Annotated in this window: 15 protein-coding genes; 9 read left to right on the top strand and 6 right to left on the bottom strand. The window is 31.0% G+C overall.

All coding sequences use genetic code 11. The features are described from left to right. Window positions 1-20: 20 nt before the first annotated feature. The 4 genes from GFU93_RS04120 to GFU93_RS04135 form a co-directional block, all read right to left on the bottom strand. Entirely contained in the window at window positions 21-431 is a 411-nt protein-coding gene (locus GFU93_RS04120) for a secondary thiamine-phosphate synthase enzyme YjbQ (protein ID WP_160567480.1), read from the bottom strand. 19 nt (window positions 432-450) lie between these two features. Beyond that, window positions 451-975, bottom strand: a complete 525-nt coding sequence (gene idi / locus GFU93_RS04125) for an isopentenyl-diphosphate Delta-isomerase (RefSeq protein ID WP_160567482.1) — start codon at window positions 973-975, stop codon at window positions 451-453. Window positions 976-991: 16 nt separating this feature from the next. Then, window positions 992-1957, bottom strand: a complete 966-nt coding sequence (locus GFU93_RS04130; protein WP_160542301.1) for a PorP/SprF family type IX secretion system membrane protein — start codon at window positions 1955-1957, stop codon at window positions 992-994. 117 nt (window positions 1958-2074) lie between these two features. Beyond that, window positions 2075-2779 (bottom strand): alpha/beta hydrolase, encoded by a 705-nt coding sequence (locus GFU93_RS04135; RefSeq protein WP_160567484.1) that lies wholly within the window; start codon window positions 2777-2779, stop codon window positions 2075-2077. 130 nt (window positions 2780-2909) lie between these two features. On the opposite strand from GFU93_RS04135, the gene GFU93_RS04140 reads away from it, so the two are divergent. Next, window positions 2910-4124 (top strand): RsmB/NOP family class I SAM-dependent RNA methyltransferase, encoded by a 1215-nt coding sequence (locus GFU93_RS04140; protein WP_160567486.1) that lies wholly within the window; start codon window positions 2910-2912, stop codon window positions 4122-4124. On the opposite strand, the gene coaE is transcribed toward GFU93_RS04140, so the two are convergent. Beyond that, window positions 4117-4716 carry a dephospho-CoA kinase gene (gene coaE, locus GFU93_RS04145; RefSeq protein ID WP_160567488.1) on the bottom strand — a complete coding sequence of 200 codons (600 nt, stop codon included), beginning with the start codon at window positions 4714-4716 and terminating at the stop codon, window positions 4117-4119. The genes GFU93_RS04140 and coaE overlap by 8 nt on opposite strands. A 115-nt stretch (window positions 4717-4831) precedes the next feature. Then, window positions 4832-5350 (bottom strand): hemolysin III family protein, encoded by a 519-nt coding sequence (locus tag GFU93_RS04150; protein ID WP_255448641.1) that lies wholly within the window; start codon window positions 5348-5350, stop codon window positions 4832-4834. A 154-nt stretch (window positions 5351-5504) separates the two neighbouring features. On the opposite strand from GFU93_RS04150, the gene hemG reads away from it, so the two are divergent. The 8 genes from hemG (at window position 5505) to uvrB (ending at window position 13781) form a co-directional block, all read left to right on the top strand. Then, the gene (gene hemG / locus GFU93_RS04155) at window positions 5505-6044 is read left to right on the top strand and encodes a menaquinone-dependent protoporphyrinogen IX dehydrogenase (protein ID WP_160567490.1); all 540 of its coding nucleotides are present in this window, start codon (window positions 5505-5507) and stop codon (window positions 6042-6044) included. Window positions 6045-6112: 68 nt separating this feature from the next. After that, window positions 6113-6988, top strand: a complete 876-nt coding sequence (locus GFU93_RS04160) for a carbon-nitrogen hydrolase (protein WP_160567492.1) — start codon at window positions 6113-6115, stop codon at window positions 6986-6988. Between the two features lie 24 nt (window positions 6989-7012). Further along, on the top strand, window positions 7013-7654 hold the full coding sequence (locus tag GFU93_RS04165; RefSeq protein ID WP_158254223.1) for a DUF4271 domain-containing protein: 642 nt from the start codon (window positions 7013-7015) through the stop codon (window positions 7652-7654). A gap of 6 nt (window positions 7655-7660) precedes the next feature. Then, complete coding sequence (locus GFU93_RS04170; protein WP_105297371.1) at window positions 7661-8398, top strand: uroporphyrinogen-III synthase; 738 nt, start codon at window positions 7661-7663, stop codon at window positions 8396-8398. Between the two features lie 343 nt (window positions 8399-8741). Next, complete coding sequence (gene hemW, locus GFU93_RS04175; protein WP_160567494.1) at window positions 8742-9875, top strand: radical SAM family heme chaperone HemW; 1134 nt, start codon at window positions 8742-8744, stop codon at window positions 9873-9875. Between the two features lie 28 nt (window positions 9876-9903). Further along, complete coding sequence (gene murI / locus GFU93_RS04180; protein ID WP_160567496.1) at window positions 9904-10725, top strand: glutamate racemase; 822 nt, start codon at window positions 9904-9906, stop codon at window positions 10723-10725. Between the two features lie 152 nt (window positions 10726-10877). Continuing rightward, window positions 10878-11498, top strand: coding sequence for a bifunctional nuclease family protein (locus GFU93_RS04185; protein WP_160567498.1), 621 nt, complete (start codon window positions 10878-10880; stop codon window positions 11496-11498). Between the two features lie 276 nt (window positions 11499-11774). Further along, window positions 11775-13781, top strand: a complete 2007-nt coding sequence (gene uvrB / locus GFU93_RS04190; RefSeq protein WP_160567500.1) for an excinuclease ABC subunit UvrB — start codon at window positions 11775-11777, stop codon at window positions 13779-13781. Window positions 13782-13944 lie beyond the last annotated feature (163 nt).

Raw genomic sequence — 13944 nt, forward strand, 5'->3', positions numbered from 1 at the left:
AGGGGTTAAAAAAGGCAGAACTAACTTAGTATAGTAGCAACTAGTTTTCTATTTCCTCCTCTATTTCTAAATTCACATAAATATAAACCCTGCCAAGTTCCTAGATTAAGTTTTCCATTGGTTATTGGTATCGATACACTCGTTCCTGAAAGTATGGATTTAGCATGGGAAGGCATATCATCTTCCCCTTCATAAATATGGGTATAGTAAGGTTCTCCTTCTTTAACTAGATGATTAAAAATATTTTCTAAATCGAATCTGACATCGGGATCGGCATTTTCATTGATAGCTAAACCTGCAGATGTATGCTTAATAAAAAGATGGAGTATTCCGACCGGAGGAAGGGGCGGTAATTTATTGATTATTTCATCCGTGATCAAATGAAAACCTCTGGCTCGTTCTTTTAAAACAATTTCTATTTGAGATACCATCGGATTTATTGATTAAAAATTAACCGGTGTAATGTTCAATATATTTTTCATATTTGTCGAATATAATCTTAAACCATTCAGTATAATTAGAGGGATGCAAATCAATATCTTTTTTTAAATCTGTTAAGTTTATCCACTTTATAGACTCTACTTCCAAGGGATTGATAACTATTTCTCCATCGTATTGGCCTATGAAAACATAATCATATTCATGTTCAATAAGCCCGTCTCCTACCTCTGCTTTATAAATAAAATCGAACTTTTTGTGCAATTCACAATCAAATCCTAATTCTTCTTTAAGTCTCCGATGCGCTCCATCTATATAACTTTCACCAATTCTAGGATGGCTGCAACAAGTATTGGTCCATTTCAAAGAGGAATGATATTTTATTTTTGCTCTTTGTTGAATTAAAAGTTCCTTTTTTTTATTGAAAATAAATATTGAAAATGCTCGATGCAATTCACCTTTTATATGGGCTTCTTGCTTTTCCATTTCACCTACTATCTCATCTTTCTCATTCACTAAAACTACGTATTCTGTCATCTTTTCAAAAATTCTTCTATCTGTAACGAAATCCTTGCGGATTTATAAAGTTTTCTATATTATATCCTAAACCTACCAATAATCCATCACCTCCTTTTTTGAATACGTCTGTAATTCCAAAATTATATCCAAAAGTAAAATTTAATCTGCCTAATTCTGCTTGTAAAAATGGTGTTACGGAAAGACCGCCGCTAACTTGAGAATCTTTGGCTGTTCTATAACTAACTCCTAAAGCAAAAGCATTGAAATCATCTTTATATTTAGCTTTCAAATTTAAATCCATCATTCTTTCGGAATTTGTATTTAAGCTCATCATAAATGAGGGTTCTAAAAAAAAGGATTCCACCAATTCCCAATTATAGCCTAAATTCAAATAATACCAAGAAGGTGAAGGTTCAATGGAGTTTACCACCGGTTTGTTTTTTCCTAAAGGTATGTCTTGTACAGAAACTCCTGCAAAGAAACCTTCATAGGCTACAGACATCCCTAAATTCAGGTAAGGCAAAAATACAGATTTATCACCATATAATAGAGGATCATTCGCATCTTCCGGTCTCAATTTGGAATATTCAAATGATTGTGAAAAAAAACTGAACGAAGTTCCGAATGAAAACTGACTTTCCGATCTGTTCTCTTCATCCGTTAAAGGAATATGATAGGCTCCAGAAATATTAGCTCCTGTTAGTGTAATCGGACCGTTTTCGTCCCTAAAAAAGTATGCCCCCAATCCTACCCTGTCAAAAGCATTGAAATGGGTACTGATGGTTTGAGTATTCGGACTTTCATTAAAATTGCTAAATTGTTGATGATACGTAGCTTTTAATACAATATCATCAGTAGATCCAGTATATGACGGATTAATCAACACTTTATCCGACAAAAGATATTGTTGATCAAAAGGAATACTTTGTTGTCCATATAATTTTACTTTAGTTAGAAAAAATGATAGCATTAAAAATAAAAAAAGTCGAAATGATCTCATTAGCAATTATTAAATTAGAATCTAAATAAACGTTTATATATTGTACAAACTTACTAAAAAAAGAAATATTTTAAGTATTACTAATGTTTTAATTTTTTTTTCATCAATTTTTATTATTTATTCATTTAATATTATATTTTCTAATGCTTTATTCACTTTTTTTGGTAATTCCAATACTAAAAGATGGGATCCTTTTTCTATTATTTCAAGATGGGGTTGTTGGGTGGTAGCATAACTGGTATGTATCTTTTTAAATGGAAAAATAAGATCATTTGTTCCGTGAATTTGATATATTTTTTCACATTCTTTTTCGGGTAACCAATTTACAATTTGATCAATGGACCATTTAAAGTACTCTGAATTTAAATCTACCATAAATTCGTCTAACTTAATTTGATTTCTTTTTTGTTTTTTGGATGGTATTGTATTAAAATAGACGGATCTCATAAATGCATATGAAAGCATTTTCTTTCCGGTAAAAAATTTCATGGGAAACCATTTTGCGAATTTAATTTTCTTTAAGATTTTAAATAATTCTGGAATTTGGATTTTATCTTTCATACTTGCTATCAGTATGGTTTTTTCCGGTTTCATAAACTTATTCATTTCTTGAACAATGACGCCTCCAAAAGAATAACCGACTAATATAAATGGTTCGGATTGATCTATTTTTTCTGACATCTTTCGGACATAAGTAGATAAACTATCATTTTTTTCAGGAAGATGCCATTCAATATATATTTTTTCAAATCCTTCAGGTAGCTTAATGAACTTGAAACATTGACATTTTGCCCCTAATCCCGGAATGAAATATACCTTCATAGTTTTATTTATTTTGTAGTTAAGTAATTACTGTTATAATACAAATATATTTTTTATTGTGCTAAGCATTAGCTTAACTATTGATACATGTTATAATTAACCTATATATTTGCAAATATTTTCATACGAAATGATTCCAAAGATAAAGTTACACAGAAATTTAATAATAGGTTTACATAAAGCCTTAGAAGAAAGTTTTTTCGAGCCCAATAAATACGCGGACAAGGTGTTGGAAAGAACTCTGAAATTCAATAAAAAATGGGGCAGCAAAGACCGTGGCTTTGTTTCTGAATCATTTTATGAGATTATACGCTGGAAAAACCAATTGGAATTTTTTGCAAATAAGAAGCTATCTCCCGAATCAATAGATAATATAATCGCCACGTATTTACTTCGTAATAAAATTGAGCTTCAACCTTTTCCTGAATTCGAAAAAGTATATATAAAAAAGATTAAGGATCGTTTTAAACTTCCTTTTCCCACTCTAGCCATAAAATATTCTATTCCTGAATGGATGCAAAAAGTGTTGGAATCAGAATTGGGCGATTCATGGAGCCAAGAAATAAAAGCTTTAAACGTTCCGGCACAAACCATCTTAAGAGCTAATACTCTTAAAATCACAGCTGAAGAACTTAAAGACGTTTTGAGTGAAGAAAATATAACTGTTGATTTTATCAGGGGATACAAAAATGCTCTTATAATGGAAGAGAAGAAAAATATTTTCAAAACACAAGCTTTTAAAGACGGTTTATTTGAAATTCAAGATGCGTCTTCACAAAGAGTGGGAGAATTTGTTGACGTAAAACCCGGGATGAGAGTTATCGATTCATGTGCAGGAGCCGGTGGTAAAACATTACAACTTGCTGCTTTAATGGAAAACAAAGGCCAAATTATTGCCATGGATATTCATGAATGGAAATTGCAAACGTTAAAACAAAGAGCTCGCAGAAATGGTGCTCACAATATACAAACTAAAGTTATTGAAGATTCTAAAACATTAAAAAGACTTGAAAATAGCGCAGATAGAGTACTCATTGACGCTCCGTGTTCCGGTTTGGGTGTGTTGAGACGTAATCCGGATGCTAAATGGAAATTAAATGAAGAGTTTATTAGCCGTGTTAGAGAGGAACAAAGACAAATCTTGCAAAACCATTCCAAACTTGTTAGAAAAGACGGAATCTTAGTTTATGCAACTTGTTCCATTTTACCATCTGAAAATTCTTTACAAGTAAAAAACTTTTTGAAAGAAAACTCCAATTATCAGTTGATTGAAGAGAAAAAATTGATGCCATCCGTTTGTGGTTTTGATGGGTTTTATATGGCTAAAATCGTCCGAACTAGCTAGTCTGTTTGCATTTACTTTTTAAGATATTGACGGTTTGAATGACCTGATTCTTTAAATTTTCATAATCCGAATCATTATTTATATGAAAGGTGGATAATTTTACAATTTTACTCTGAGGCCATTGATGTTGAATACGTTCTTTAACTTCAGTTTCGGATAAATGATCTCTGGATAGTATTCTTTGCATCCGTAGAGAATCGGGAGAAGTAACAGCTATCGTAAAATCGCAATCCTTGTAAGAACCACTTTCAAATAAAATGGCTGCTTCCTTAATTCCAAATAGAGCATTCTGTTTACTTTTCCATAACTGAAAGTCTTGTTGCAAAGCAGTATGAACTAAAAGATTCTGCTTTTTAAGCAGTTCTTTATCGGTAAAGATTTTTTTTGCTATATATTTTCGGTTCAATGTGTCTCCTTCATAAGCCTCTTGCCCTAAAAGTGAAATTATATTCCTTTTGAGCTCATCATTTTCAACCATTAATTCCTTTGCTCTTGTATCGGAATTAAACACCGGAAAACCAAAATCTTCAAATAAATTGGCTACGGTCGATTTTCCTACACCCATTCCTCCTGTTAATCCAACTATTTTCATTAAAAATTTATATAATATAGTATACCATGGCGTAATGGGATGCGCTTCCTCCTAAAACAAATAAATGCCATATAAAATGAGCATAAGGCATCTTATCCCTTGCATAAAATATAGTTCACAGAGTGTATAAGACTCCTCCCAGAACTAAAAAAATCAAAGCCTGAGAAGTCATTGAATTTGCGATATTCTTAATGTCGAATACCAAAAGCCAACCCATAACCAAATAAAGAAGTAAAGATAACTTATCAACCTTACCTGTCAAAAAAATTTTCATGATAATACCTAAAGCTGCTATGGTCCAAACGATAGTAAAAAGCGTCCATCCCGAACTTTTTTCCAATGTGATCAGACAAATCGGCGTATACGTTCCTGCAATCAGTAAAAATATGCTCATATGATCTAAAACGCGTGCTTTTCTCTTCCAATTTTCATTCACAAAAAAATGATAGATGGTTGAAGAGGTATATAAGATGATGAGCGAAAGACCAAACGTCCAAATGCTTAAAGTACTGTATATATTACTATTATTATTTTTTACTAATAGAAATATAAGACCGACAACCCCCAATACAATTCCCATCCCATGCGATAGAGTATTTAAAATTTCTTGTTTATCTCTGGCTATTTGAGTCATTACCTTTAACTTTTAACAAAGTTACTAAATATATTTATCTGAGATTTAATTTTGTAATATTTAACAATTTTTATTCATAAAAGCTTTATTCATACATACCGGCTATTACATTTATTATGAGTAATTTTGCAGTCACTAAAAACTTTATTGTCATATGTCATCAAAAGAAAAAAAAGTTTTGATTATATATTCTACTACCGATGGTCATACCATTAAAATTTCCAAGTTCATTGCTGCTGTTTTAAGGGCAACGGTAACTATAGTATCAATTAATGATCCAATTCCATCACTTTCTAACTTTGATGGTGTAATTATCGGGGCTAGTATTCGGTATGGATACCATAGAAATAAAGTAAAAAAATATATAAATACTCATTTTCAAGAACTCAGTTCGATGCCGAATGCTTTTTTCTCAATAAGCTTAATATCGAGAAATAAAGAAAGAAGATTGGTTGAAAACAATCCATACGCAAAAAAATTTTTAAATAAAATTAAATGGAAGCCAAACCATATAGGTTTATTTGGTGGCTTATTAAATTACCCTGCCTATTCAACTTTCGACAGGCTCATGATTCAATTTATTATGACAATGACTAAAGGTCCAACTGATTCTTCAACCGTAATAGAATATACAGATTGGAAACAGGTTAAAACTTTTGCCAACGAGTTTAATTCTCAAATTGATGCCATTTGAGCACTATAATTTATAAAATATAACTTATTTTTGTAAGTGAAAAAACCTTGAAAATATATTTTTAAGTAATGGCAAAAGTAAAAATCGGATTGGTACAATCCAGCTGTTCCAATAATATTGAGAATAACATAGAGAAAGCAATTGAAGGAATTAAAAAAGCAGCTTCACAAGGTGCTCAAATAGTTTGTCTTCAAGAGTTATTTACATCCCTGTATTTTTGTGATGTTGAAAATTACGATAATTTTAAAATAGCTGAAACTATTCCCGGCCCCACTACGGACCGATTGGGAAAAATAGCAGCTGAATTAAATGTAGTTATTGTTGCTTCTCTTTTTGAGAAAAGAGCCAAAGGATTATACCATAATACTACTGCAATTATTGATGCCGATGGTCAATATTTGGGAAAATATCGCAAAATGCATATTCCTGATGATCCTGCATATTATGAAAAATTTTATTTTACTCCGGGTGACTTAGGATACAAGGTTTTTCAAACCAAATATGCTAAAATTGGAGTATTAATTTGTTGGGATCAATGGTATCCCGAAGCTTCTCGTATTACGGCTTTATTGGGTGCTGAAATTCTATTTTATCCTACTGCTATTGGTTGGGCTTCTACTCAAGATGAAGACACCAACATCGAACAATATAATGCATGGCAGACCATTCAGAGAAGTCATGCAATTGCCAACGGAGTGCATACAGTAAGTGTTAATCGTGTGGGATATGAACAAGACGGCGCGATGAAATTTTGGGGTGGATCTTTTGTTTCTAATCCGTTTGGCACTATTTTACAACAAGCTTCTCATGAAAATGAAGAGGTTATGGTCGTGAAAATTGAAACCGAACAATCTGACAGTTACCGAGTGCATTGGCCTTTTTTAAGAGATCGTCGTATTGACTCTTATTTTCCTATTACCAAACGTTTTATTGATGAAGATTAATTTATAGAGTAAATCATCTAAATTTTGGAAATAACAAAAATACCTTTAGGGGACAATCTGGTAAATTTTATTCTCTTAGGATCTTTACTATTATTGATTATTTCGAGATTTTTATTAATTCCTAAAGATGAACCCATTTTCCGTTTTAGGTCTATACCTACCGAAAATGAAAATTTTACTCTGTATGTTGCTATATGTAGTTTTGTTTATACGGTTATTTTAGCCTTAACTCTTCTTCCTTTTTTTACGGTAGTAATTCCTTTTTATAATACGGAAGCTTTAAAATTAATCTCATTATTTGTAATTTTAACCATATATCAAGTATCTTCTTATACATTAGGAAACGGCTTTCTTTTGATATTAGGAAAAAACAAAGAATATCAGATTAATTATAATAATCGATTTATCTTTTTGTTTATCAAATTGTTTATTACAATACTACTTTGTTTTACAATATATTATACAGATATTTCGGTTCAATATGCTCCTTACCTTGTAGTGGGAACGCTATCATTTTTACTGGTTACAGAATGGATTTGGCTGATGTTCTTCATTAAAAATCAAATAAAACTTCCTGGTTATTATGAATTTTTGTACCTTTGCGCTTTCGAAATCTTACCGGCACTATATGTTTTAAAATTAGTGTTTTTAGGAGATAAATTTTAATTTATTATGAAAATAAAATCCGTTTTAATCTCTCTATCAAAGCCCGCTGGCGATAGTTCACCATATTTTGACATTGAAAAAAAGCATAAAATAAAAATTGATTTTTGTCCTTTTATCCATGTGCAAGGCGCTGATGCAAAAGATGTTAGATTACAAAAAATCGATTTTTCTAATTTTACCGCAATCATATTTACCAGCCGTAATGCGATCGATCATTTTTTTAGACTGGCCGATGAAATGCGTTTTACGGTACCTGATTCCATGAAATATGTTTGTCAATCTGAGGCTATTGCTTTATATCTTCAAAGATATATCGTATACCGAAAAAGAAAAATCTATTTTGGAGAGAAAGAGGCGGAAGATATGATTCCTCTTTTGAAGAAGAACCCTAATGAAAAATATCTTTTACCAACTTCTGATGTGCTTAACCAGGATATCCCTGATGCATTAGACAAATCGGGAGTAGATTATACCCGAGCTATACTTTTCCGTACAGTAAGTAGCGATGTGGCTTCACAAATTAAAGATATTAAAGAATACGATGCTTTGGTATTTTTTAGTCCTTCCGGTATCAAATCCTTATTTGATAATTATAAAGATTTTAAACAAGATTCGATAAGTATCGGTATATTTGGTCATTCCACCAAACAAGCTGCTGAAGAAGCAGGATTAACTGTTAACTTCTTTGCACCAACCAAAGAAAGTCCATCAATGGCAAAAGCTTTAGATGATTTTTTACAATAAATTTATAAAATATATAAAGCTCAAATTTAAATTTGAGCTTTTTTTACTGTATTGATAAAATTTATTTTCGTTCTTACTTACATATTAACTTTGCGTAACTTATTCCCTATTTAAATACTTGTAAAGCACACTTACCTCTTTCGCTTACGAGACTACTAAAACTCATTCATAGTACACATTTTTTAATTTTCTACTTTTTATAACTGAATTTAATCTACATTATACTATTTATCAGGTATTATGACATAACCATTTGCTTTAAAAGCATTTATAAATCCAAGTTAAATTAATTAAAATGATTCAACATTTCCTTGAGTTATAATATCTTTGCAATGATTTTACTATGTCGGGACTTTATATTCATATTCCTTTTTGTGTAAAAAAATGTAATTATTGTAATTTTCATTTTTCAACTCAATTCAACTATAAATCACAATTGATACAAGCTATAGGTAAAGAATTGATTTTAAGAAAAAATGAATTGATTACCCCCATTGAGACCATATATTTTGGTGGTGGAACTCCTTCAATCCTTAATTATAAAGAACTTGAATACTTATTTACTATAATTAAGGAACATTACGATATATCTGAAACTAAGGAAATTACTTTTGAGGCAAATCCGGATGATTTATCTGTAGAATATCTTCAATTCCTCAAAAATCAAACTCCTGTAAATCGACTAAGTGTTGGGATTCAATCTTTTATTGATGAGGATATCAAATTTATGAATCGAAACCACAATGCAGATGAAGCAATTCAATCTATTCGATCCGCTCAAGATATTGGTTTTAACAACATTACGATTGATTTGATTTATGGGGCACAAACTACTACCCATGAAAGATGGATGTATACTCTTGAAAAAGCTATCTCTTTAGGAATTCCTCATATTTCATCCTATGCGCTTACAGTTGAACCAAAAACCGCTTTTGAAGCTCAAATCAGAAAAAATAAACTTCCACCAATTGATGAGGAAAAACAAGCGATTCAATTTGAAACGCTTAGAAATAAATTAATTGAGCATAAGTATATCCAATATGAATTTTCAAATTTTGGTAAAGAAACATTTTTTTCTCAACATAATACTTCCTATTGGAAAAATAAACCTTATTTGGGAATAGGCCCTTCCGCCCACTCCTATAATGGAAAAGATAAAAGAAGCTGGAATGTTTCCCATAATATAAAATACCTCAAAGCAATCGAAAAGAATATACTCAATTATGAGGAAGAAGTAATTAGTGAAAAAGATCGTTTTAATGAAAAAATCATGTTGGGACTACGTACCCTTTGGGGGATCAATATCGATGAATTGGAGAAAGAATTTTCATCTTCTTTGATGAAACACTTTTATAAAGAACTAAAGAAACTGGAAGCAACTAAAAAAGTAAGAATATCCAATCAAATAGTAACTATTCATCCGGAATCTTTATTTTTTACGGATGGAATTATTGCCCAATTTTTTTTCATTGATTAATAACTTATAAACACTTATTTTTGCATCAATGAAAGAAGAAGATCGACCTATTGGTATTTTTGACTCCGGAATGGGAGGACTTACTATTGCGAAGGAAATAAAACGATTGTTACCTCATGAAAGTCTAATTTATTACGGAGACTCAAAACATTTGCCTTATGGAGATAAATCTAAAGAAGTTATAACCGAATATTCGATAAAAATAACTAAATTTTTACTCGAAAATAATTGCAAAGCTATTGTTATTGCCTGTAATACTGCTACTGCCAACGCTTTAAAAGAAGTGATTGCATTGGCAAATGAAAAAAAAGTGCCGGTATATGATGTTATTTCTCCCGTAGCTGAAAAAGTAGCCTTCACTTTTAATCAAAATGTAGGTGTGTTAGCCACCAAATCTACCATATCTTCTCATATATATAAAAAAAGCATTCAAAAACTAAATCCACATATTAATGTTCATGAACTAGCTGCTCCCCTGCTGGTTCCGGTAATTGAAGAAGGTTTTAATAATCATGAAATATCATCTATAGTTCTTAAAACGTATTTAACTAATAAAAAGCTACAAAATATAGATTCTTTAATTTTAGGGTGTACTCATTATCCTATCATTATTAATGAAGTTAAAAATTTCTATTTAAATAAAATACAGGTTATTGATTCTCCGCTGATCGTTGCCAATTACATTAAACAAGACCTTGAAAATAAAAAATTGACTTCACAATCTAAAAATCCTTTGTATGAATTTTATGTTTCCGATTTAACGCCTACTTTTTCTAAATTGGCAAAGAAATTTTTTGGAAGCTGCATTCATCTTAAAATTGTTGATATTTTTAATATTATTAGAAATTAATTTATCAACAAAAAAGGATTTTATTAATTTATATAAATAAAAGTTCCTTTATACCCCTAAAATAAATATCTATTAAAAAATTCTAAAAAAAATTCGTAAATTGCATTGTTATTTCAGTATTTACTATGTTTTCATTGAGTAATATATAATTTATGGATTTAATTCGACTACATATTAGAGGTATTTCATACAGCCAAACTCAATCCGGAGCTTATGCTCTTATTTTAGAAGAAGATTTTGGTAAAAGGAAAATTCCTGTAATTATAGGAAACTTTGAAGCACAATCCATTGCTTTAGCATTACAGAAAGATCTTCCTCCTCCCCGACCAATTACTCATGATTTATTTGCTAACTTTGCAAAAAGTTTACATTTTGTTGTAAAAGCTGTTTTTATATATAAATTGAAAGACGGAGTATTTTACTCCAATATTTTATTTCAAAACATAGATACCGATGAGGAAATTGAAATAGATTCTCGCACTTCTGATGCCATTGCATTAGCCGTGCGTTTTGAAGCTCCCGTGTATGCCAATAAAGAAATTTTGGAAAAAGCAGGGGTATATATGGAAATGAATGAAGAAGAATTATCCAATGAATCAACTTTTGAAAAGGCGTTAGATACCATTGAAAATCAATTAAATACCAATGATATTGAAGATTCATTCGCCCATTTAACCGATTTTGAGATTAATGATTTAATTTCTAAAGCTATAGAAAATGAAGATTATGAGACTGCAGCGAAATTAAGAGATGAACTCGTTAAACGAAAATAAACTATCTCGCAACGTGTTTAAATTTATCATTATTTTATAATATTTTAACATCCTTTAATTGATTATTATTTATAAATTTAAGTTTCAAACTTTAAATTTATTATCTTCCTTATTTAAGTAAATAAAACATTACTTAATTTAATGTAACATTTTTTTTGAAACCTAGGTTTCAAATGATATTTAATGCCTTAACATGTTTTTTTATACAGTAAAAAACCTTTTTTAGTAAAAAGAGTACTATCAATATATATTTTATTACATTTATATTTTTAATATATGAAATTTCAAGTAGTTTCTCAATTTAAGCCTACAGGCGATCAGCCTCAGGCTATTGAATCACTTTCCAAAGGAATATTAAAAAATGAAAAGTATCAAACTCTATTAGGAGTAACCGGTTCGGGTAAAACTTTCACTATTGCCAATGTGGTTGAAAAAATTAAACGTCCGACTATCATCCTGGCACATAATAAAACGTTGGCTGCCCAACTTTATATGGAATTTAAAGAATTCTTTCCAAATAATGCAGTAGAATATTTTGTTTCATATTACGATTATTATCAGCCAGAAGCATTTATGCCTACTACCAATACGTATATAGAGAAAGATTTATCCATTAATGAAAATCTTGAAAAATTACGTTTAAGCGCTACTTCTGCCCTGCTTTCCGGCAGACGAGATGTATTGGTGGTTTCTTCTGTTTCTTGTTTATATGGTATTGGAAATCCGGTAGAATTTAAAAGTAGCATGGTTTCATTAAAAGTGGGTCAAGCTATTTCAAAAACAAAATTACTGCAATCTTTAGTAAATGCCTTATATTCACGCTCAGAAATCAATTTTGGAAGAGGAAATTTTAGAGTCAAAGGGGATGTAATCGATGTTTTTCCTGCTTATTCAGATACAGGAATACGAATTCAATTTTTCGGAAATGAGATTGAACGTATTGAAAATGTTGATTATGTTTCTAATAATGTAATTGATTCTATTGAAAGTATCAATATATATCCGGCTAATCTATTTGTGACTTCTCCGGAAACATTAAATAATGCTATACGAAACATACAAATCGATTTAGGTAAGCAGGTCGATTATTATAATGAAGTAGGTAAAAATCTGGAAGCTCACCGCTTAAAAGAACGAACTGAATTTGACCTGGAAATGATTAAAGAGTTAGGATATTGTTCGGGAATTGAAAATTATTCTCGATATCTCGACGGTCGTCTACCCGGAACCCGGCCTTTCTGTTTATTAGACTATTTTCCTGAAGATTATTTAATGGTAATTGATGAAAGTCACGTTACTTTACCTCAGGTTCATGCCATGTACGGAGGAGACCGAAGCAGAAAAGAAACGTTGGTAGAACATGGTTTCAGACTTCCTGCCGCACTAGACAACCGTCCTTTAAAATTTGAGGAATTTGAAATGATGCAGAATCAGGTCATTTATGTTAGCGCTACTCCAGCTGATTATGAATTGCAGAAAAGTGAAGGAATATACATCGAACAAATTATTCGTCCGACCGGATTACTGGATCCTGTAATTGAAGTGAGACCTTCTTTAAATCAAATTGATGATTTGATGGCTGAAATTCAAAAAAGAATTGAAGAGGATGAAAGGGTATTAGTTACTACGCTAACTAAACGTATGGCGGAGGAATTAACTAAATATCTTACGAAATTTGGGATTAGAACTCGATTTATTCATTCAGATATTGATACGTTGGAACGTGTTGAAATTATGCAGGATTTACGTATTGGTAAATTCGATGTTTTAGTTGGTGTTAATTTATTACGTGAAGGATTAGATCTTCCCGAAGTTTCTTTAGTTGCTGTACTTGACGCCGATAAAGAAGGTTTTTTACGTTCGCATCGTTCTCTAACGCAAACTGCGGGTAGAGCCGCTCGTAATATTCACGGTAAGGTTATTATGTATGCGGATAAAATGACGGATAGCATGAAAAAAACTATTGATGAAACTGCCAGAAGAAGGGAAATTCAAAATCAATATAATTTAGAACATCATATTACTCCTCAACCATTAAATAAAAAAATAACCAATATTTCCATTAATAACTTGGATAATGAAGTGAAATCGTATGCTCCAAGACATGAAATTAAAAAAGTGGCAGAGGATGAACCTCAATATAAATCAGAAGATTTAGAAAAAATTATTTCTAAAAAACAAAAAGAAATGGAAAAAGCGGCTAAAAATTTAGATTTCTTAACGGCTGCTCAATATAGAGACGAAATACAAGCTTTAAAGGATAAAATGAATTTATCTAATTAAATAGTATTTTTTAGCACGTACATCTGGTTCAATACGCTCAATACATTGCTAACAGCGTCATAGGTATATTTGTTACTAATGATCTGAGTTCTTACTCCTGTTCCTTGCGTTTTTGGTGATACCCAAACTTGTAAATCGCTAAGTCTTCTTCTTTCAGGATCAT

Source organism: Apibacter sp. B3546, from assembly GCF_009827885.1.
GTDB lineage: Bacteria > Bacteroidota > Bacteroidia > Flavobacteriales > Weeksellaceae > Apibacter.